Source organism: Mucilaginibacter aurantiaciroseus (genome assembly GCF_024055595.1).
Classification (GTDB): Bacteria; Bacteroidota; Bacteroidia; order Sphingobacteriales; family Sphingobacteriaceae; genus Mucilaginibacter; species Mucilaginibacter aurantiaciroseus.
The window spans coordinates 1,717,370-1,737,482 of record NZ_JAMXOF010000001.1 but is presented as its reverse complement, the minus strand read 5'-3'; the positions used below and the strand labels follow the sequence as shown (position 1 = coordinate 1,737,482).

The 20,113-nt window shown below is 43.5% G+C and carries 16 protein-coding genes and 1 pseudogene; 5 read left to right on the top strand and 12 right to left on the bottom strand.

The features are described 5' to 3' along the window. Positions 1–46: 46 nt before the first annotated feature. The 5 genes and pseudogenes from NAF17_RS07965 to NAF17_RS07945 form a co-directional block, all read right to left on the bottom strand. Positions 47–1,078: a cytochrome d ubiquinol oxidase subunit II gene (locus NAF17_RS07965; RefSeq protein WP_252757452.1), complete on the bottom strand. Its 1,032-nt coding sequence runs from the start codon at positions 1,076–1,078 to the stop codon at positions 47–49. Next, positions 1,075–2,400, bottom strand: a complete 1,326-nt coding sequence (locus NAF17_RS07960; RefSeq protein ID WP_252757451.1) for a cytochrome ubiquinol oxidase subunit I — start codon at positions 2,398–2,400, stop codon at positions 1,075–1,077. Before NAF17_RS07960 ends, NAF17_RS07965 begins: the two co-directional genes overlap by 4 nt. Before the next feature lie 109 nt (positions 2,401–2,509). Then, positions 2,510–3,700, bottom strand: a pseudogene (locus NAF17_RS07955) (PepSY-associated TM helix domain-containing protein). A gap of 60 nt (positions 3,701–3,760) precedes the next feature. Next, positions 3,761–4,072: a phosphoribosylpyrophosphate synthetase gene (locus NAF17_RS07950; RefSeq protein ID WP_252757450.1), complete on the bottom strand. Its 312-nt coding sequence runs from the start codon at positions 4,070–4,072 to the stop codon at positions 3,761–3,763. A 42-nt stretch (positions 4,073–4,114) separates the two neighbouring features. Further along, the gene (locus tag NAF17_RS07945; RefSeq protein WP_252757449.1) at positions 4,115–4,555 is read right to left on the bottom strand and encodes a DoxX family membrane protein; all 441 of its coding nucleotides are present in this window, start codon (positions 4,553–4,555) and stop codon (positions 4,115–4,117) included. Positions 4,556–4,857: 302 nt separating this feature from the next. On the opposite strand from NAF17_RS07945, the gene NAF17_RS07940 reads away from it, so the two are divergent. Further along, a complete protein-coding gene (locus NAF17_RS07940; protein ID WP_252757448.1) occupies positions 4,858–5,292 on the top strand; it encodes a hypothetical protein in 435 nt (144 codons plus the stop codon). Positions 5,293–5,618: 326 nt separating this feature from the next. On the opposite strand, the gene NAF17_RS07935 is transcribed toward NAF17_RS07940, so the two are convergent. The 7 genes from NAF17_RS07935 to NAF17_RS07905 form a co-directional block, all read right to left on the bottom strand. Further along, entirely contained in the window at positions 5,619–7,031 is a 1,413-nt protein-coding gene (locus tag NAF17_RS07935; RefSeq protein WP_252757447.1) for a TolC family protein, read from the bottom strand. A gap of 174 nt (positions 7,032–7,205) precedes the next feature. Beyond that, on the bottom strand, positions 7,206–10,415 hold the full coding sequence (locus NAF17_RS07930; RefSeq protein ID WP_252757446.1) for an efflux RND transporter permease subunit: 3,210 nt from the start codon (positions 10,413–10,415) through the stop codon (positions 7,206–7,208). Between the two features lie 118 nt (positions 10,416–10,533). After that, entirely contained in the window at positions 10,534–11,670 is a 1,137-nt protein-coding gene (locus NAF17_RS07925; RefSeq protein WP_252757445.1) for an efflux RND transporter periplasmic adaptor subunit, read from the bottom strand. Positions 11,671–11,970: 300 nt separating this feature from the next. Further along, positions 11,971–12,588 (bottom strand): TetR/AcrR family transcriptional regulator, encoded by a 618-nt coding sequence (locus tag NAF17_RS07920; RefSeq protein ID WP_252757444.1) that lies wholly within the window; start codon positions 12,586–12,588, stop codon positions 11,971–11,973. Between the two features lie 106 nt (positions 12,589–12,694). Further along, the gene (locus tag NAF17_RS07915) at positions 12,695–13,171 is read right to left on the bottom strand and encodes a MarR family winged helix-turn-helix transcriptional regulator (protein ID WP_252757443.1); all 477 of its coding nucleotides are present in this window, start codon (positions 13,169–13,171) and stop codon (positions 12,695–12,697) included. A 47-nt stretch (positions 13,172–13,218) separates the two neighbouring features. Then, positions 13,219–15,792, bottom strand: coding sequence for a DUF5686 and carboxypeptidase-like regulatory domain-containing protein (locus NAF17_RS07910; protein ID WP_252757442.1), 2,574 nt, complete (start codon positions 15,790–15,792; stop codon positions 13,219–13,221). Further along, positions 15,792–16,103, bottom strand: coding sequence for a hypothetical protein (locus NAF17_RS07905; protein WP_252757441.1), 312 nt, complete (start codon positions 16,101–16,103; stop codon positions 15,792–15,794). The genes NAF17_RS07910 and NAF17_RS07905 overlap by 1 nt, the downstream gene beginning before the upstream one ends. A 165-nt stretch (positions 16,104–16,268) precedes the next feature. Between NAF17_RS07905 and NAF17_RS07900 the strand changes: the two genes are divergently transcribed. From NAF17_RS07900 to NAF17_RS07885, 4 genes are all read left to right on the top strand, one after another. Then, positions 16,269–16,505 (top strand): hypothetical protein, encoded by a 237-nt coding sequence (locus NAF17_RS07900; RefSeq protein WP_252757440.1) that lies wholly within the window; start codon positions 16,269–16,271, stop codon positions 16,503–16,505. 3 nt (positions 16,506–16,508) lie between these two features. Beyond that, positions 16,509–16,685, top strand: a complete 177-nt coding sequence (locus NAF17_RS07895) for a TonB-dependent receptor plug domain-containing protein (protein ID WP_252757439.1) — start codon at positions 16,509–16,511, stop codon at positions 16,683–16,685. An 18-nt stretch (positions 16,686–16,703) separates the two neighbouring features. Then, the gene (locus NAF17_RS07890) at positions 16,704–16,889 is read left to right on the top strand and encodes a hypothetical protein (protein ID WP_252757438.1); all 186 of its coding nucleotides are present in this window, start codon (positions 16,704–16,706) and stop codon (positions 16,887–16,889) included. A 754-nt stretch (positions 16,890–17,643) separates the two neighbouring features. Beyond that, positions 17,644–20,073 (top strand): PAS domain-containing protein, encoded by a 2,430-nt coding sequence (locus NAF17_RS07885; RefSeq protein ID WP_252757437.1) that lies wholly within the window; start codon positions 17,644–17,646, stop codon positions 20,071–20,073. Positions 20,074–20,113 lie beyond the last annotated feature (40 nt).

Here is a 20,113-nt window from a genome sequence, read left to right as displayed (position 1 = left end):
CTTGGTTCGTGTTTCGGACTTGCGGGCTTTTCCGGCTTAGTACCTTTTAGTGCCCCTGCAATTCGCTATCCGCCTGCTCCGGTTTGTACTGGAAACTCCAAATCAAATAGAACAGCGCAGGTAGGATAAACAAACTACCCACTAATAATGCAATGCCCAGTGCCTGGATGGTTTTCTCGGCGCCCTGGTCTTCGATAAGGGAAAGATGGCCGCCGTTTTTAAGGATGATGATATTGGGGAAGTGTTTGTAGGTGGTGGTGAGTAAGATCATGGTCATTTGGAAACCTGCCAGCACACGGATAATAAAGCGTTTGCCTTTGGCGATAAGGTACCATAAAGCGATCAAAGAAATAGTAGCCGCGCTAACCGCAGTTATGCCGATGACGTTCCCAAACACCCATTGCACCAGCGGGATGTTTTCCTTTACCGATGCGATGAATACTAATGAGCCTGCAACAACTGCCGCCACGTTCATCAGTTTTGCCTTGCGGATAAAGCTCTTGCGTTCGGCCTCGTCCCTGGTTTCGCCGATGAGGTAAATGGCCGCTAAAAATCCGCACAGCGCAACGGTGAAAAAGCCGATAGCTACCGAGAACCAGTTGAGCCAGCTATAAATGTAGGCGTCCATAAAATTGGTAGCCTGTGGGTCTACCCGGCCGGATACTGCGCTGCCCGCTATAATGCCCAAAAACAGCGGCGTAATAAAGCTGGAGTATACAAATATCTTGTTATAAACCTTTTGCATGTTATCATGCACCGCATCATAATTTCTAAAAGTAAGGGCTGTGCCCCGGGCAATAATGCCCATCAGCATCACCGTAAGCGGAATGTGAAGATAAGTTGACATGGTGGCATAGATCACCGGGAAACCAACGAATAGTATCACAATAGCGATAATAAGCCACATGTGGTTAGCCTCCCAAATTGGCCCAATAGCATTGTACATGATCTTTCGCGCGTGCGATTTATTTTTGTTTAAGGTAAACATCTCTATGATGCCCGCGCCAAAATCGGCCCCGCCCATTACTAAATAGAGCAGGAGTGCCACCCATAAAAATACAATTACAACGTAGATCATGCTTTTGCGGGATTAGGGTTATCATATATCTCTGGCACCATCATAATTTGCCTGTGCAACAAGAAAATCACGGCTAAACTCAGCGTAAAATAAACCGCCGTAAACAGGTAGAATGAATAGCTGATGCCCGGCATGGGCGTAACGGCATCGGCAGTGCGCATAACGCCCTGGATGATCCATGGCTGGCGGCCAACCTCGGTAACCGTCCAACCGGCCTCCACGGCTATAAAACCAATGGGCGTTGCCCAGATAAACAGTTTCAGGAACCAGTGCTTATCAAACCAGGTTCTCTTTTTCCAAAGGGCTATAAGGTAAAGTACGCCAAGCCCCATCATCAGCATCCCCAAAGCCACCATTATCTGGAAGGCGTAATGCGTTACCGCTATGGGTGGCTGGTCTTTTACAGGGATCTGGTCGAGGCCTTTTACGGGCGTTTTAAAGTCGTCATGCACCATAAAACTCAGCATGCCCGGGAGCTCTATGGCGTAATCTACTTTCTTGTTCTTTACATCGGGGATGCCGCCAATAATAAGTGGGGAGTATGGTTTGGTTTTAAAATGCGCTTCCATGGCGGCAAGTTTGGCGGGCTGCCTTTTGGCTACCATCTTAGCAGAAACATCGCCGCTTAGTGGTTGCAATATGGCCGCTATCACGCCAAATATGGCCGCTATCCTAAACGCCTTCATGTGGAAGTTTACGTTCTGTTTGCGCAATATCATTAGCGCGTGTACGCCCGCAACTGCGAAGCCTGTAGCCGCAAATGCCGCTACTGACATATGCAGGGCCTGCGAGAACCAGGCCGGGTTAAACATCGCCTTTATTGGGTCGATGTTGGTGTACTTGCCGTTTACCAAATCGAAACCTGTAGGGCTGTTCATCCACGCGTTGGCGGCTACCACCAGTATGCCCGATAAAAGGCCGCTAATGCCCACAACAACACCTGTAAACCAATGAAACCAGCGGTTAAATCTGTTCCATCCATAAAGGAAAAAGCCTAAAGCTATAGCTTCTATGAAGAAGGCTGTCCCTTCTAACGAGAAGGGCATCCCAAATATAGGCCCGGCGTGTTTCATAAACGTTGGCCAAAGTAGCCCAAGTTCAAAGGAAAGTACCGTGCCCGATACTGCACCCGTGGCGAAGAAAATAGCAACGCCTTTGCTCCAGGCCTTGGTAACATTTTGATAAACCGGGTTACCTGTACGAAGCCATAAAAAGTGCGACACAGCCATAAAGAATGGCATAACCATGCCAATGCACGAAAATATAATGTGAAAGCCCAGGGACAATGCCATTTGCGACCTGGCGGCCATAAAATTATCCATGCCGGCAAGATAAATACTATGTTTAAGTAACCGAAGTTTTCGGCTTATTTATAGTGGAAATAAATTGCAAAAATCGCTGCCAATTTATGATATATCAAACATGAATGTGTTACGCGGGTACAGGCTCGCGCATGAATCTGCGGCGTACTTTTGGCTTGTTTTTCTTTTTACGTTTGCCCCACCAAATGATAAAGCCGGTAACAGGTAAAGTAGCAGAAATAAGGCTTGCTAAAAAGGCCAGTATTTTGGTGCCGATGCCGCCTACAACACCTATATGGATATCCACATTCATCTTACGGATCTTATCTGTAAAACTGGCTTGGGAGTAGGTGCCACTTCGCGCGCTTTTACTGCTGATATCCTGCATGGTGTATCGGTCGTAATACCTAAACTCGCGGCGGTATGACGTTTCGGGAGCGGGATTAATGACCTCTACAAAAGCCGATTTTTTTTCTGACGGAAAGTTGAAAGAGAAGCTCGCTTCGGCAGGGTATTGCTTTTTATGGGCCAACCAAAGGCTGTCTGCATGAGTAATTTGGAAAGGAACATCGGCGGCTATCTTAGCGGTATCAGATAGGGGGGCTTTAAACTCTTTCAGTTGCTTACCACCCGATGTTAACCAGTACACCCCGCTATGGAACCATTTCATGCTCATGCACAGGCCAGTGATCACTATAAAGAGCATTACAAAGGTCATGTAAAAGCCAAGCACGTTGTGCAGGTCGTAATTGAGGCGCTTGGGGCTTGCATTAAAATCTAAAGCGAGACTTTTTTTGCGGGCATTTTTGGTCCAGCGTTTTGGCCACCATAGCACAATGCCGGTGATCATCAGCACCAAAAATGCCAGGATCATGCTGCCCTGTATCGGTCGGCCTATCTCCACAGGCAGCCACAAAAAACGGTGCCCATATTCCATAAAGCCAAAAAAATCATCCTTTTGTTTCCCGTTCTTAATGATCTCCCCGGTGTATGGGTTGATTTAAGCGCGGAAGGTTTTCTTTGGCCCTGTACTGTAACGGATACTCGCCGACCTGCCTGGCCCCGGATATTGTACCGATGTGATCTTTGCTTTTAGGGTATCGTTCTCTGCTTTGAGTTTGGCGTTTAATTTTGCTGTTAATGCCGATGGATTAAGCTGAACGGTGTTTTGGCGTTTTACAAAAAACCAGGGCTTGCTGTAAACCTCTATCTCATCCCGGAAAGCCAGAAAGCAACCCGTAAGACCTACAATCAGCACAACCAGGCCCGATGCAAGGCCAAGCCATAAATGGATATTCAGGGTAAGTTTCTTAAATTTCATAGCGGCAGGTAAGCCGCAAAAATACCATTATTTAGAATTAATCCAAATAAAGATAAGTGTTTATTTTACGTGTGTGCTCAGCTTCTTAATTAGCTCGTCAGATGCTGCATCGGCAGAAACCCCATAACCGTTTACTAATGTGCCTTTTGAGCCCTCTTTAGTTGAAGATATGGCATAAAGCACCGCTTCATCATCCGGGTTTGATTCTCCCTCGAAACGAAAAACGCCATCAATCTCAAAATCATTTGGTGACAGCTGCACCTGGTTGTCCTGACAAATAATGCAATCGTGCCGGATGTTAAAATCTAAGGTGTAGCCTTCTTCTTTTAAGCCGTTGATGGTTTGCGATAGGGTGCCGTAGTCTGTTTTCATGTTAGTGGTTGTTTATGGTGTTAATATCAGTTTTTTACCCACTTACCGGTTAGGCAGCGATAAAATCCTGTTTAATGATATTGGCCCCGAGCCTATAAACGCGAACATCACCAGCAGCACACAGGCGAAAATGGACAGCCACAGATCTGAATTTGGGGCAGATTTAAAGATATTGATAAAAAATATGGCCCCAACAACGATGGGGATCTGCAGGATAGATGATAACCGTGTAAGCAGCCCCAGGGTAATGAGCAGGCCACCGGCCAGGTGCATAAAAGTGATGTAGTATATCAAAATTTCTAATGCCTTTGGCGACAGGTTGATCAGATGCTGGTCTTCAATAGTGTATTCCAAAAATGCCATATTATTGAAAAAGGCGTAACCTTTTAAAAACAGGAAAATGCCCAAAGTTATCCGCAGCAGATCCAGAATGGCCGGGTGATGGGTATCACCCCAAACCTCAATTTTGTGTATCGCATTCATAATTGGTTATTTTAATTTAACAATTAAAACCCGGGTGTTGCAGCCTGGCAGCCGTCCATAATCGCCCTTATATAAATGTAGGGATGTTTTTTAGGTAATGCAAGTTGTATTTGGGCTGTTACATTAGGATGAGGGGAAGAGGGATTAAATCTACGTTTCGGCGGGGTCTCTCATACAGAAGCCCGCAGAAGGCGCTACGTGAATGCACCGCAGGGTCTTCTGCCGAGAGACCTCGTAATGACGCGCGGAGAAAAAAGTACTAATCACCAAATATTTCTACATTTATACCACTAACTAAAAAAATGGAACCCGACCAGCAACAACCTCACGAAACAACCGTTACGAAACAAATATATACACCTGCCCACATTAGGTTCGGCACCTTTTTAGGCGGCCCGCTTGTGGCCGGCTATTACCTTGCAGAAAACTACAAGGTTTTTGGCGAACCCGGTAAAGCCAAAGCAACCTGGATTTACGCCATTGCCGCAACAATAGTGATCTATGGCGGTATCATATCATATGCCGAAACGGTAAAGATCCCCGGTGTTATTTTCCCTATTGCTTACTGTTGGGTAGCCTTTTATTTAACAGAACATTTCCAGGGAGCGCAAATTAACGCGCACAGTGCAGCAGGCCAAAGATTTTTTGGATGGGACAGGGTAATTTTGGTTAGCCTTATCGGGGTAGCCATCACACTTGCGGGTATTTATATTGGTGTTATAATCACGGGCGATTGAGGGACGAAAAAAAGTCAAAAAAAGCCGTCCAAAGTTCGAGTTTTTTCTAATACAGGTCATAAAAAGGGTGTCCCATTCTGTCTCATTCAGAAACAGGTGGGACACCCGCTATAATATTTAAATATTTGTAAATCAATTATTTAGATATTTGCATGGATTTTTAAATAGAAAAGGTAAGTTTTTAATTAATTGAAAATCAATGCTTTGCAATTTAAGATGCGTGTGTTATATTTAGTGGGACAGTGCGGAGACAGGCGGTAAACAACAAAGCCGCTCACCAGTTGGCAATACTGGTAAAGCGGCTTAATACTCATCAATGGGTGTTTTTATTTCCAGCCACCGCCTAATGAGCGGTAAAGATCGGATACAGCGCTGAGCTGCTCACGTTTAATGGAAACCAGTTCCAGTTCGCTTTGTAATACGTTACCCTGGGCGGTTATCACTTCCAGGTAAGTAGCCAAACCATTTCTGAACAGCATATTGGCGTTGCCGGTTGCCTGCTGCAGGGTAGTAACCCTGTTAGCCGCAATGGTTTGCTGTATTTTCAATTTTTCGATAGATACAAGCGCATTAGATACCTCACCAACTGCATTCAATACCAACTGACGAAATTGTAATACGGTTTTCTCACGGTCAATTTTGGCAACCTCGTATTGGGTTTTTAACCTTTTTTTGTTGAACAATGGTTGGGTTAAACCACCCGCAACCGTACCGAATAAGGATGCCGGGATATTAAACCAGTTACTCGATTTAAAGCTGTTTACACCACCGGAAGCGGTAATGGTTAACGATGGGTACATATTCGCTTTAGCGATACCTACTTGCGCGTTAGAAATGTTCAGGGCCAATTCGGCACTCTTTACATCCGGCCTGCGGCTCACGATATCTGATGGTAAACCCGACGGCAAGTTGTCTGCAATTTGCAGGTTGCTAAGCGTGTTGTTGCGTTCTATCCTGTCGGGCAGTGCACCTGTAAGGATACGTAAAGCGTTCTCCTGTATAGTGATATTCTGCTCGAACTGAGGTACCAACTGGGTTGCTGCCTGGCGTTGTGCTTCGGCTTGTTGTACTGCTAATGAAGTTACCTGCCCTGCATCAAATTGCAAACGGATGATGCGTAATGTGCTGTCATTCAGTTTCACATTCTTTTGGGCGATGATCAATTGCTCATCCAGCATCAGCAGGTTGTAGTATCCTTGTGATACGCCCGCTACGATGTTGGTTTGGATAGCTTTTTTGGCCTCGGTAGTTTGCAGGTAAGTTGCCAACGCGGCTTTACTTTGGTTGCGGATCTTGCCCCAGATATCAGCTTCCCAAGACAGTCCAAGGTTTGCAGAATAATCTTCGATGTGTTTAGTGCCAACGCCAAAAGAGCTCAGGCTTAAACCGTTCAGGCTGTTATCGCTCGGGCGGCTGGTGCTTGCGGTTATATTCAGGTTTACAGTAGGGGTATAGTTCCACTTAACCTGTTTAAACATTAGTTGTGATGATTCTATGTTTTTCACTGCTATCTGCATATCGTAATTGTTGGCGATGGCACTATCAATTAGTTTTTGCAGGGTAGGGTCAGTGAAGAAGTTCTTCCACTGTATATCAGCAATGCTGGTAGTATCGGCAGTAGCTGCATTCCTGAAAGCCACAGGCAATGCAGGTTTAAGTGTTTCAATATCTTTTGAAACTTTACATGCGCTTAATGCCAGTAACAGCATAAAAGCGAATGTATTGATGTATCTTTTCATTGTGTTATGTTTTTAGCCTCACCCCAACCCCTCTCCGGGAGAGAAGGGCTTGAAGGATTGGATGTTATTATTGTATGTTTTTTTTTATTGGTGATTTACTCACCCCGACATCACCTCGACAAGCTTTGTTGTAAAAGGGGTTCCCTTTCGCGGAGAGGTTGGGGTGAAGCCACTTTAGTTTGCTTTTAATGCTTCAACAGGTTTATTGCCATTGGCATCGGGGTTGTAATTTTTATCCAGGTGACGTGATAGCGGGGTGCCGCTAATTTTTTCTTGCAAATGCTGGAATATCACGAACAGTACAGGGATGATCAGTAGACCTAAAATTACACCAGACACCATACCGCCGGCAGCACCAATACTAATAGAGTGGTTCCCCTGTGCAGATGGGCCGGTCGCGATACTCATCGGGAATAACCCGAATACAAATGCCAGCGATGTCATCACAATAGGACGGATCCTTAATCTTGCAGCCTCAATGGCTGAATTGACCAGGCTCATGCCCGACTTGCGCTTCTGTACCGCGAACTCTATGATAAGGATAGCGTTTTTAGCCAGCAAACCGATAAGCATGATGAGCGCTACCTGTACATAGATGTTGTTTTCTATACCGGTTAAGCCCAGTACAGCAAATACACCAAACAAACCTGTTGGTATAGAAAGGATAACCGCCAATGGCAGGATATAACTTTCGTACTGTGCCGATAACAGGAAGTATACAAATACCAAACATAGCAGGAATACAACGGTAGACTGCCCGCCCGATGAGATCTCCTCACGGGTTTGGCCCGAGAACTCGTATGCAAAACCTGCAGGTAGCTGCTCTTTAGCCGTTTCCTCGATAGCCTTAATGGCATCGCCCGAACTATAACCCGGCTTAGGGATAGCATTAACCTGAATAGAATTGAACAGGTTGTAACGTGATACTGTTTCTGAACCATACACACGAGTTAATTTAACCAGGGTATTGATAGGCACAGTTTCACCTGCTTTATTTTTCACAAATACGCGGTCTATAGTTGTTGGGTCGGTACGGTCGGCAATATCAGCCTGTACCACCACGCGGTAATATTTACCAAAGCGGTTAAAGTCTGACGCCTGCGCGGTACCAAAGTAGGCCTGCATGGTAGATAGGATGTCTTTAACACTTACACCTAACTGGTTAGCCTTGTCATCGTCAATTTCTAATTGTAATTGCGGGTAATCGGCTTTGTATGATGTAAAGGCATAAGCAACAGCAGGTTTCTGCATTAGCTTGGCTATAAAATTATTGGCAATACCGCTAAACTTATCCAGTTTACCGTTTGTCTTGTCCTGCAATACCACGTCCAGCGCTTCTACGTTGCTAAAGCCCGGTACAGTTGGGAAACTGAATACAAAAAATGTTCCACCCGGTACACCACCTAATTTGCCACGTACAATGTTTTGTATCTCATCAATATTTTTTACATCGCCACGTTGATCGGTAGGTTTTAGTAACAGGAAGATAACACCCGCAGAGGGGCTGCTTGACTGTGTTAAGAAATTAAAACCCGACAGCGCTGTAACAAACCTCGCTGATGGTAAGGTTTTTAACTGCTCTTCTGCTTGTTTGAAAATCTTGTTGGTGCCGTTTAACGATGTACCCGATGGTGTTGAAACCGCTATAGCCACAAAGCCCTGATCTTCGGTTGGGATAAAACCGGTTTTTGTTCGGCCCACCATAAATATGGTGGCAATAATAACCAACCCAAGGCCGGCCATGCTTATCCATTTGTTTTTGATAAGCAATTTTAAACCGCCAACATATCTGTTGGTGATAAAGTTAAAACCACCATTAAAACCGGCATAAAATTTATCTACAAAACCCTTTTTAGGTGCATCGTGCCCACCAGCTGTGTGCTTGTTCTTTAAGAACAGTGCAGCAAGGGCCGGGCTTAAAGTTAATGCATTAACAGCTGATATAATGATGGCGATAGCCATGGTTAATGCAAACTGTTTGTAAAATATACCGGCGGAGCCACTCATGAAACTTACAGGCAGGAATACCGCCGCCATTACAAGTGTAATGGATATAATAGCACCGGTTATCTCGTGCATAGCTTCGGTAGTTGCCTTTTTAGGACTGAGGCTTGGATCGTGTTCCATTTTGGCGTGCACGGCCTCTACTACCACGATGGCATCATCCACCACAATACCAATAGCCAATACAAGAGCAAACAGGGTTAGCAAGTTAATAGAGAACCCGAACAATTGCATAAAAAAGAACGTACCGATAATAGCTACCGGAACAGCTATGGCCGGGATAAGGGTAGACCTGAAATCTTGCAGGAAGATGAACACTACTATAAATACAAGCACAAAGGCCTCTATCAGCGTATGCTCTACCTGGGTAATTGATTCATCCAAATCTGTTTTGGTACGATAGAATTGGTTGTATTTGATACCAATAGGGAAGCTTTTTGAGGCTTTCTCCATTAGCTTATCAATTTGTATCTGGATCTCATTCGCGTTTGAACCCGATAATTGGATGATACCGATGATAACACCGTCTTTACCGTTAAGGTTGCTGTAGCTGTTGTAAGAATAAGCACCCAATTCAACACGTGCAACGTCTTTAAGGTGTAAAACCGAACCATCTGCATTGGCACGAATAGCAATGTTCTGATATTCCTCGGGTTTGGTAAGCTTACCTTTATACTTAATTACGTACTCGAATGATTTATCGCTGCGCTCGCCAAAACGACCCGGGGCTGCTTCAATATTTTTATCCTGTATAGCGGCCATAACTTCCGCAGGGGTAATTTTGTAGGTTGCCATTTGTGCCGGGTTCAACCAAACACGCATGCTGTAATCCTTAACACCGCCAAATACCTGTGCCGAACCTACACCCGGGATACGTTTTATCTCGGGTACGATGTTGATCTGCGCATAGTTAGCAACAAAGGTGGCGTCGTATTTTTTTGGATCATCGGTATAGATGGCCATAGCACCAATAAAACTATTTTGCTGTTTTGTGGTGGTTATACCATATTGCACAACCTCGGAAGGTAACTGGCTGGTAGCCTGCGAAACGCGGTTTTGTACATTTACAGCTGCCTGGTCAGGGTTGGTGCCTTGTTTAAAGTAAACAGTGATACCAAGTGTACCATCGTTACTGGCGGTAGAGGTCATATAGGTCATGCCTTCTACACCGTTAATTGCTTCTTCCAGGGAAGGTGTTACCGACCGTAATATGGTTTCGGCATTTGCGCCCGGGTAAACAGCGGTTACCAATACGGCCGGCGGGGCAATATTTGGGAAACGCTCTAAGGGCAGTTTGGTTAAGCCAAGTACACCTACTATCACCAATAGTATGGAGATAACGGTTGATAATACCGGCCTGTCTATGAATTTCTTAAACATGATCTTTTTATTTAAAGAGGCAGGATATAAGAAAGCAGGAGACAAGACACCAAACGGCATCAGCCCAATTCCTCATATCTTGTTTCTTGATTCTTAAATTCTTGTGTCTATTCTCAGATTAATTTTTAGCTACAGCTGATGCTTTAACTACAGATTTTTGCGGGGCTATAACCATACCTTCCTGTAATTTGTCGATACCGCTTAGTACGATCTGGTCGCCGGCTTTAACGCCATCTTTAACCAGGTAGTTCTCGCCGCTTGTACCTTCAATGGTGATAGGTAATTTTTTAACCTTATTACTATCTGCCAAGGCAAAAACAAAAATCTTGTCCTGCATTTCGATAGTAGCTGATTGCGGTATTATCAACGTATTTGGATGCGGAAGGCTTAAGCGAATTTTACCGGTATTGCCCGAGCGTAATAAGCCCTGCGGATTAGCAAAGGTTGCCCTTAAGGTGATAGCGCCGGTAGTTTTATCAAACTGGCCGTTAATCACATCTATTTTACCTGCTTTAGTATATTCGCTGCCGTCGGCTAATAATAATGCTACTGATGGTAAGTGTTTAAGCTTATCACCTATGGTGTTGCCTGCGTATTGTTCTTTAAAGCTTACAAAATCTTTTTCGCCAAGGGCGAAGTAAACGTGTACCTCGTGCACGTCAGATAATTGTGTTAAGGCTTCAACATCCTGGGGGGTAACTAAACTGCCTTGTTTTTTTAACAGGCGGCCTATGTAACCACTAACCGGTGCTTTTATTAAGGTGTAACCTAAGTTGATCTGCGCGGTTGCCACATTGGCCATAGCCGATTCGATATTGGCTTTTGCTACCTGGAAAGTTGCTTTAGCCGCTTTTAACTGGTAGTCTGATACTACTTTGTTGGCAACAAGCGGGGTTAATTTGTCAACTTCTATCAGCGCGTTGCCTTGTGCTGCTTCTGCGGCGTGTAAACTTGCTAACGCGTTGTTTAATGCTGCGCGGTATGGCTGCTCGTTTATTTTAAATATCGGCTGGCCCGTGTTTACAAAAGCGCCTTCGTCAATAAATACTTTATCTAATGAACCGCTTACCTGCGGGCGAACTTCTACATTCACGGTACCTTCTATAGATGCAGGGTATTCCTGGTAAGTGGTTTGGTTACCTGTTGTTACTGCTGCTACCGGTAATGCCGGTGGGGGTGGTGCCTGTGGCGCCTGCTGCTTTGGCCCGCAACTAAATATGGAGATGGCGATGATCGCTGCTAAGATGATTTTCATGATGATTAATTTTGATGGTGAGTTAATAGGAGTGAGTGCAGCCCTTATGCTGTTAATATATATTGTTTTGGTTGTTTTTGTTGTATTGTGCATGCTTGTAAGTATTGTTGTAATCGATAATATATTGAGGTTTTGTAGCTGATTATCACCATAGCTAACGACAACAATTAGAGGTAATTAACATTGGTAAATTATTTAACACTGTTAAATAATGGAATGCATAAGGGACTATAGTTTTCATGAGCTATGAATTTTAACGATTAATGAACTTTTAGAAATGCCGGTATTTACGATCAGTACTTAGATGTGTTGCAAATTAGGGGTGATGGAAATTATTATGCCTGTGATGGCATCCCTTAATACTTGCCTGTTTATTTTATCAGAGTCGCCGCGGTTTAACAGGTTGATAGAAACCAACCCGTGTACAACCGACCAAAAAGTATAGTACTTGGTACAAATAACTTCCGATTCCATATCCTGTATATTCATCAATTCGCCAATAGAGGCAGAAATGATGTTCCACGGTAATTTGGCTTCAGGTAATTTGTTTACCATTTCGCAGGCGCAGGTAGTTGTGATGCCAAACATACCCTGGTAAAGCTCTTTGTTAGCAAAAGCGAAATTCCAGTAGGTTAACCACATTACTTCCAGCTGATTGGCCGGCGAGGTGTATTTATCTTTTGCTTCCTGTAATTGCTTTGCCAGCTTTAAATAACCCTGGCGGTTAAGTTCTAAAAGTATTGCTTCTTTGTTGGCAAAGTACTCATATATCATAGGGGCGGTATATTCAATAACCTCCGCTATTTTACGCATACTCAATGCCTGCCATCCTTCTGCTTTAACAATTTGCAAAGCGGCCTCCAGTATGTTTACCCTGGTTTCCTCTTTCAATCGTAAAATCCTATCCTTGCTGGCCATTGTATTTAGTACTATTAGATTATTTAACAGTGTTAAGCAAATGTACAACGGTAAATAATAAACCGTTTCATCCTAATGTCATTTGCTCAATATAATTTAAACTATTTTATGATTTTTGCCCGGTGCAGTTATTTTCTTCATGAAACTTTACAAGTTTCAGCATCACTTCAATAGCAATTTCGTAATTTTTGGTTCCTGCAACTTTTTTGTACTCATTCTCCAGGTCGGCAACCTGGCTTTTAAGGTTGTAATAAAAAGCTTCGCCTTCTGTTGTAAAGTATAACATTACTACACGGGCATCGTCGGCACTTTTCTCGCTGCGTACCATGTTAATGGCCTCCAGTTCTTTCACTATTTTACTGGTGGCCTGCTTGCTAACATTCATTTTAGCAGCCAGCTCGTTGTTAGATATCCCGGTTTTGCCTATACTCATAAACAACGGCAAATGCGCGCTGTTAAAGCCAGGCTGGTCTATTCTGCAAAGTTTTTTGCTCATCCACTCATCCAAAAGGCGCTTAAGCAGGTACACCAGCTTTGGGGCAACCTTTTTGGTTTCTTCGGTCAATACACAAGTTTTTGCCATAATAGTATCAATAACAATTCAATGTAAACCAAGTTTACGAATATATATTAAAAATCGAATTTCACAAAAAACCTTACACCGTACTCAGGCGCGCCCGGGTTGTTCAGGTAAGTAAATCTCTTTACAAAATCTACACGTAGCAATTTAAAAATGTTACCAACACCAATGCTACCTTCAACATAAGGGGTGCTGCCTAAGGCATAAGTGCCCGCGACACCGTTTAATCCTCCGGGGAAACGTAGTAATGACGGGTCGTTATTCGGGTTATTCTCGGTACGTACACCGCCCCAAAGGCTTTTTACGTCTATTATCTCTCGCAGTTTCAGTTTCTTTAAGAATGGGATGCGGTTAAACAAAAAGCCATTAAAGTTATGGTCAATAGCGATGCTGGCGTAGTGGTCGCTCACAAACTCCTGGAAGTTCATTAAGTTATACGATTGCAACTGGAACGCATACGTCTGGTTGGCGTGGTGGATATCCAATAATGGAAAAGGCACTTTGCCAAACACCATCCCACCCTCGGTACTAACATCGGTAAAACCTAATTGCGAAAGGTAAAAACGTTTGTTGATGTTACCCATCACATTCTGGTAATTGTATTCGCCGCCAAATACACCTTTAATACCCTGTGTATAGTTAAGGGTGAAGACAGGGTACTTGTCTGGTATTGGGGTGCGGTATAGTTTACCCTGGTAAAATTTCTCGTGCGGTGCCCAGCGGATTTGTGCCGAAAGTTCGGTGGTTTGGATCAGGTTAACGTTGTTTAAAGCGCCGCTTGGCAATATGTTTTGATATTGTAAAGCACCTGCAGGGGTTTGGTTCCATTTTTTGAAACCTAACGTGTACGACAAGTGGTTGGTAAACTCGTGCACATAATCAAACCTCAGGATGTCGTTATACAACCATATGTCATTCGCACCACGTTTAAATGATAGCAGGAAGTTGCTTTCCTGTACAAACTGCAGTTCCTGGCCCGGTATTTTGGTATCGTGCTGGAAACTTGCTCTGACGTAGTTTTGCGGGAACGAATAGATGGATTTATTATTAAGCGAGTACGTGCTGCTTAAAAAGTATTTAAATTTTTCATCGCGTACACCGTAAGCTCCGTAAGTTTCAAAGTAAACACGTTTGCTAAGGGTAGGGGTGGTGCGGCCGCCTAAACGAACACGGAAACCTTCTACCGGGTTAAAGCTATAAAATGTGTTGGCAGGGCCAACTTCAAACGCGCCATAGTTTTTATAACCGGCTAAAACCAGTGTAGCAATATCCATTGTTTTTTTGAACGATGGGATGGTTTGCAAACTATCGATATTTTTATAGATGCTTGCAGACGCCGCGTCCAAACTATCGGGGCGGGTCATTTGCCAGTAGGTATCGTCTTTATCTTCGGCATTAAGGGCTATAACCTGTGCAGGGCCTTTGTAGATTTCGTCGGTACGGGCATTGTTAATTACAAAGTTGTTAACGCTAACCAAACGCTCGCCGTAAATACCAGTACCTTTATTTTTGTTGATCCCAAACTCGATTTTTAGGTCGCTTTGGTTAAGGTGATAACGGCCGTCGTTGTTTTTCTCGAACGAGAGGTCGGCCTGCATTTGCCTTACAAAGTTAAGGTTGATGTTTTTGTTGACAGTTAAATGCGCGTTCTGAACGGCATAGTTGCCATCCATGGTAATGTAAATCTTGCCTTCAAATAAAAGGTTGTTGGTGTTGCGCGGAGTAAAACTTAACTCGATAAGGTTTGGCTGTACATCCTTAAGCGTATCGGTAATAAAGAATTTATAAAACTCTGGCGAACTGTTAGATATAGGGCTTAACAACTGGTTGCTTAACAGCGATACGTTGTTATCATAAATGTTAATATCCTGGTACATACGGTTAAAGTATGCGGTAAGGCCCTGATTATCTACAAAGTTTTCGTCGTATTTTACCTGCTTGTTGGCAGTTACAATCTGTTTTTTAGCATATGGAGCCTTGCGGAAATAATTATCAGATGTTTTTTCTTCCTGGTACATTGGCAGCAAAGTTTTGCCACCAATCGCAGTTGAATCCTGTTTGCGGAACAGGAACTGGTAATTTTTAAAGATTTTTTTACTGCGAAATTTATCGCTCAGGTTACTTAACGAGAAATTCATACGCTCGTACTGTTTGTACTCGGCATAATTATAATTCTCCACCTGGTTTTGTGCTTTATGGGCAATTACCTGGCGAATCAGCTCAACAGCAGGGTTGTTTTTGTTGGTGTATTTTTTCTTTTTGCCCGATTTGATCACCACTTCGCTTAACGAGTGGTTGTCTTCGGTTAATGCGATGTTGATGGTTTGGTATTGGCCCGGGGAAATAGTACGTGTTACCGAACGGTAGCCCACAAATGATACCCGGATCTGGTTGATGCCGGCATCGTTAGTGGAAATACTATAGTGGCCCTGGCCGTTTGTGCCCGCTGCGCCTTGTGTTGTACCGGCAAATGTTACCGTTACGTAACTCATAGGCTGCTTTGTTTTGGCATCTGTTACCACACCGCGCACAATGGTTTGTGCATAAAGCGCCGTAACCGTCGAAAGCAGTACTAACAGCAGCACCGCGATTTTATTTATGATTTGAGTAAAAAGTGTTTTCATTAAATGTGAATTACGGTTTGGTTGATGTTTTGTTGTTTGGCAGGTTTATCCACTATTTTGCGAAGTGCTTTAACGGTTGATGTTGCATAGTTGCGAACAGTAAGCGTTAAAAACTCCATATTGATATCGGCACCTAAAAAGTTTTGTTTAAACCCTTCACCCAAAGCACTGATGATGTACTCGCTTGCAGACATGTCTTTTTTGCTGCCTAAAGTTGAGGCAGATACGGTATTTTGTGAAGCAGCGCTATGGTTTGTGTTTCTTTTGAAATGAGCGCTTAAATTTTGCTGAGGTAGTGTTAACGTTTTCATGGTAATCCTTAATAACACAACAAAGGTAAACCAAGTTGACGATATTAGTCAACCAAATTTACTATTTAACTTTTTGATGACAAAAGTCAGGGATGTGGATAGTTGTATGACAGTCAGGATTATTTTACCATCAATTTAACTTTCCCAATTAATAAGCAAGAGTCGATGCTGGTTTTGTTGCAAGCCGAAGAAAACGAATTAAACGAGGTAACAGTTTCTGCCACTCGCAGCCGCCGCACCATTGCCAATATTCCCACAAGGGTTGAGGTGATCTCCGGCGAGGAGCTGGATGAGAAAAGTAATATGAAACCCGGCGATATCCGCATGGTACTTGCCGAAAGCACGGGTATCCAAACCCAGCAAACATCGGCTACCAGTGGTAAATCCAGTATCCGCATTTAGGGGTTGGATGGTAAATACACGCAGATCATCCGCAATGGCTTTCCGGGTGGCCTGGGCTTGTTGCAGGTTGCCCCATTGAATTTGAAACAGGTAGAGGTGATCAAAGGGTCTTCATCAACTCTGTATGGTGGCGGGGCTATTGCAGGTCTGGTTAACCTGGTATCTAAAATACCAACATAAGAACGACAATTAAACTTATTGCTAAACGGTACATCGGCTTTAGGGTTAGATGCCAGCATTTTTTACGTGCAAAAGTTTAAAAAGATTGGCGCTAAGGTGTATGCGGGCTATAATCATGGTACGGCTTACGATCCGTCAGATCTTGATTTAACGGCTATCCCCAAGTACAATCGCTATACGCTTAATCCCAAACTTTTATTTTAATGATAAATCCACGCTTACTGCCGGCATCAACGCCACGGTAGAGAACCGCATAGGGGGCGATCTGCATTATATTGAGGATGATAATGACCCCCGCACATTCCTACTTCGAAGAAAATAAAACCGGCCGCTAAAGTATCCAGGCCGAATTAGTGCATAAGCTTAGCACATCAAAGATACCCGCCAGACTAAGTTTAATGCTATTTATACAGGCAGCATCAGCAATCCGGTGTTTAGGGATATTTGTGCGCCGCTGGATGGCTTTGTGGTTAATGGCGGTATAAAGCTGAAAACTTAAATTTTTTAAGGCGAAACAATGTTTAAACTTCTATAGTTTGTAATTTATTCAAATTTTCAGATAGCCGTAAGTTTACCCTAAAAATGAGGTAAAATATGTGCCAAACTCGCTCGAAATCTATTTGATAGCAGCCAAAGAAGACAACATGGCCAAATATCTGTAAAGGATAATGGCCCGGGGATAAATACTCAGAGCCGATCATTCAGGTATCCAGTACTCCGGCCTTGGGCTAAACATCTGTTCAGAAATTGTGCGCAAGCATAAGGGCAAATAGGCGCCCAAAGCGAATTAGGCAAGTAGAGTGCCTTTTGATTTACTGTAATACTTTAATTATATAAAACTTATAGCTCCATATAAATATATGACATACATTTGTTAAAATTTTTGTTCCATATTTTTCAATGTTATCAGTTCCTTAAAAATATTAATACGTTAAACATTTTTACGCCACTATAATTAATGACTACTTATCCGAGCCAATTTAGCTGCCAGCAACTGCTGGAGATATTGACCCAGGCAAAAACCGCAACCGCTATACACAGTACCGATGAAATGATCATCGAGACCGCTAACGATGCTATGATTGCCATTTGGGGTAAAGACAGAACTGTAATAGGCAAACCCCTTGAAGATGCCCTGCCAGAATTAAAAGGTCAGCCATTTTTAGGTTTATTGCAAAGCGTGTTACACACAGGTAAAACGATTTCAGGGAGCGAAACCCGCGCCGATCTTGTAGTGAACGGCGTGTTACAACCCTTTTACTTCGATTTTGAATATAAAGCCATTACCAATGCGGCAGGCGCAACAATATGTGTGTTAAATACAGCAATTAATGTTACCGACCGTTACCTGAGCAGCCAGCGCGAAATGCAACTGGAGGTTGACTTGCAGGCCGCAAATGAAGAATTGGCGTCAACTAACGAAGAACTTGCCGCATCAAACGAAGAATTAGGCGCATCAAACGAGGAGCTGGCTTCAACCATTGAAGAATTGACGGTTACCAATGAGGAACTGGCAGAATCGCAGGAGATACTGCAAACCATGAATTATACCCTGGCCGAGAGCGAATCGAGGTTTAGAAGTATGATAAAGCAGGCACCTGTAGGTATTTGCATTATCCGCGCCGGCGATCTGATGATACAGGAGGTAAATGATGCCTACCTGGAACTGGTAGGCAGGCATCGTAGTGCTATGGAAAACCGCACCATTTGGGAGGCAGTACCGGAGTCTGCATCAACTTATGCCCCTATTATGAACGAGGTGATAAGTACAGACATAGCATTCCATGCAAACGAACACGAATTTACCTTTAATCGTAACGGTATAACTGAGCAAGTTTTTATAAATTTTGTTTACGAACCCTTTACCTATGCCGAAGGCTTTATGAAAGCAATTATGGTAATTGCCTTTGAAGTTACTGACCAGGTTTTAGCACGCCAAAAAATAGAGCAAAGCCAAAACAGGCTTAACAGCATGGTAATGACCGTACCAATAGGTATGACTGTGTTACGCGGGCGCGATTTAGTGATAGAGGTTGCAAACGACCCGATGTACGAGATATGGAGCCGTACGCCCTACCAAACTATTGGTAAAAAGTTGATGGATGTTTTTCCCGAACTTATTGATCAGCCCTTCCCCCAATTATTGCAAAATGTATTTAATACAGGCGAACGTTTAGCCATCCCTGAAATAGATATAAGAATAGCAACACCAATGGGTGAAGTAAATTATGTAATTGATTTTGCCTATGACCCGTTGTTTGATCTTGAAGGAAATGTTGAAGCCGTATTAACAACGGTATCAAATATAACCGAGCAGGTAAAGGCTCGTGAAGAATTGCAAAAGGCGAGGGATACCCTAAAACAAGCTATTGAATCGGCAGAGATGGGGACATGGTCGGTAATGTTAAGTACCGATGCCCTTACAGTATCTGAACAGGGTAAGAAAATGCACGGTTTGGCATATAATGCTAAATTAACACTTAAGGATATCTTAAAGCTTATTACTCCTGCTTATGTTGATAAGGTTAAAAATGCGATACAGCAGTCGATAGAAACAAACCAGAGTTTTGATGTAGAGTATATCATCAATCCGGCAGATGGAAGCAAGCCAAGGTGGCTAAAATCAACCGGTAAGGCTTATTATGATGACGACAATAAGCCCAAAAGTGTTGCTGGTATCATGATAGATATTACCGAAAGCAAGGCTTACGACCAGCAAAAGGATGATTTTATAAGCATTGCCAGTCACGAACTTAAAACCCCGGTTACCAGCCTTAAAGCTGCCCTGCAGTTGATGGACAGGATGAAAGAAAAGGATAGCCTTTCACCCCAAATGATGGCAAAGCTGATAGAGCAAAGTAACCGTAGTATGGATAAGATAAGCAACCTCATTGAAGACCTGCTTAACCTTAGCCGAATGAACGAAGGGCAGTTGAGTCTGGAGAAGTCGACTTTCACGATAGCTGACCTGCTGAACCAATGCTGCAACCATGTGCGTGTTGCCGGCAAGCACGAACTGATAACCCGGGGCGATGAAAAATTAAAAGTAAACGCTGATGAACACCGTATTGACCAGGTGATCGTTAACATGGTAAACAACGCGGTTAAGTACGCGCCAAACTCAAAACTAATTATACTTGCTACAGAGAAACAAGGTAAAATGGCTAAAATATCTGTAAAAGATACTGGCCCGGGCATAGCCCCAGAAAAACTTTCTCGCCTGTTTGAGCGTTACTACCGTACCGATGCATCGGGCTACCAAAACTCCGGTTTGGGGTTAGGCCTTTACATTAGTGCCGAAATTGTACGCAAACACGGAGGCGAAATAGGGGTAGATAGTGAGCTGGGTAAAGGCAGCACATTTTGGTTTACATTACCTTTAAAATAGCAAAAAGTTGTAGGATATGACCGTCAAAATATCGTTAGGG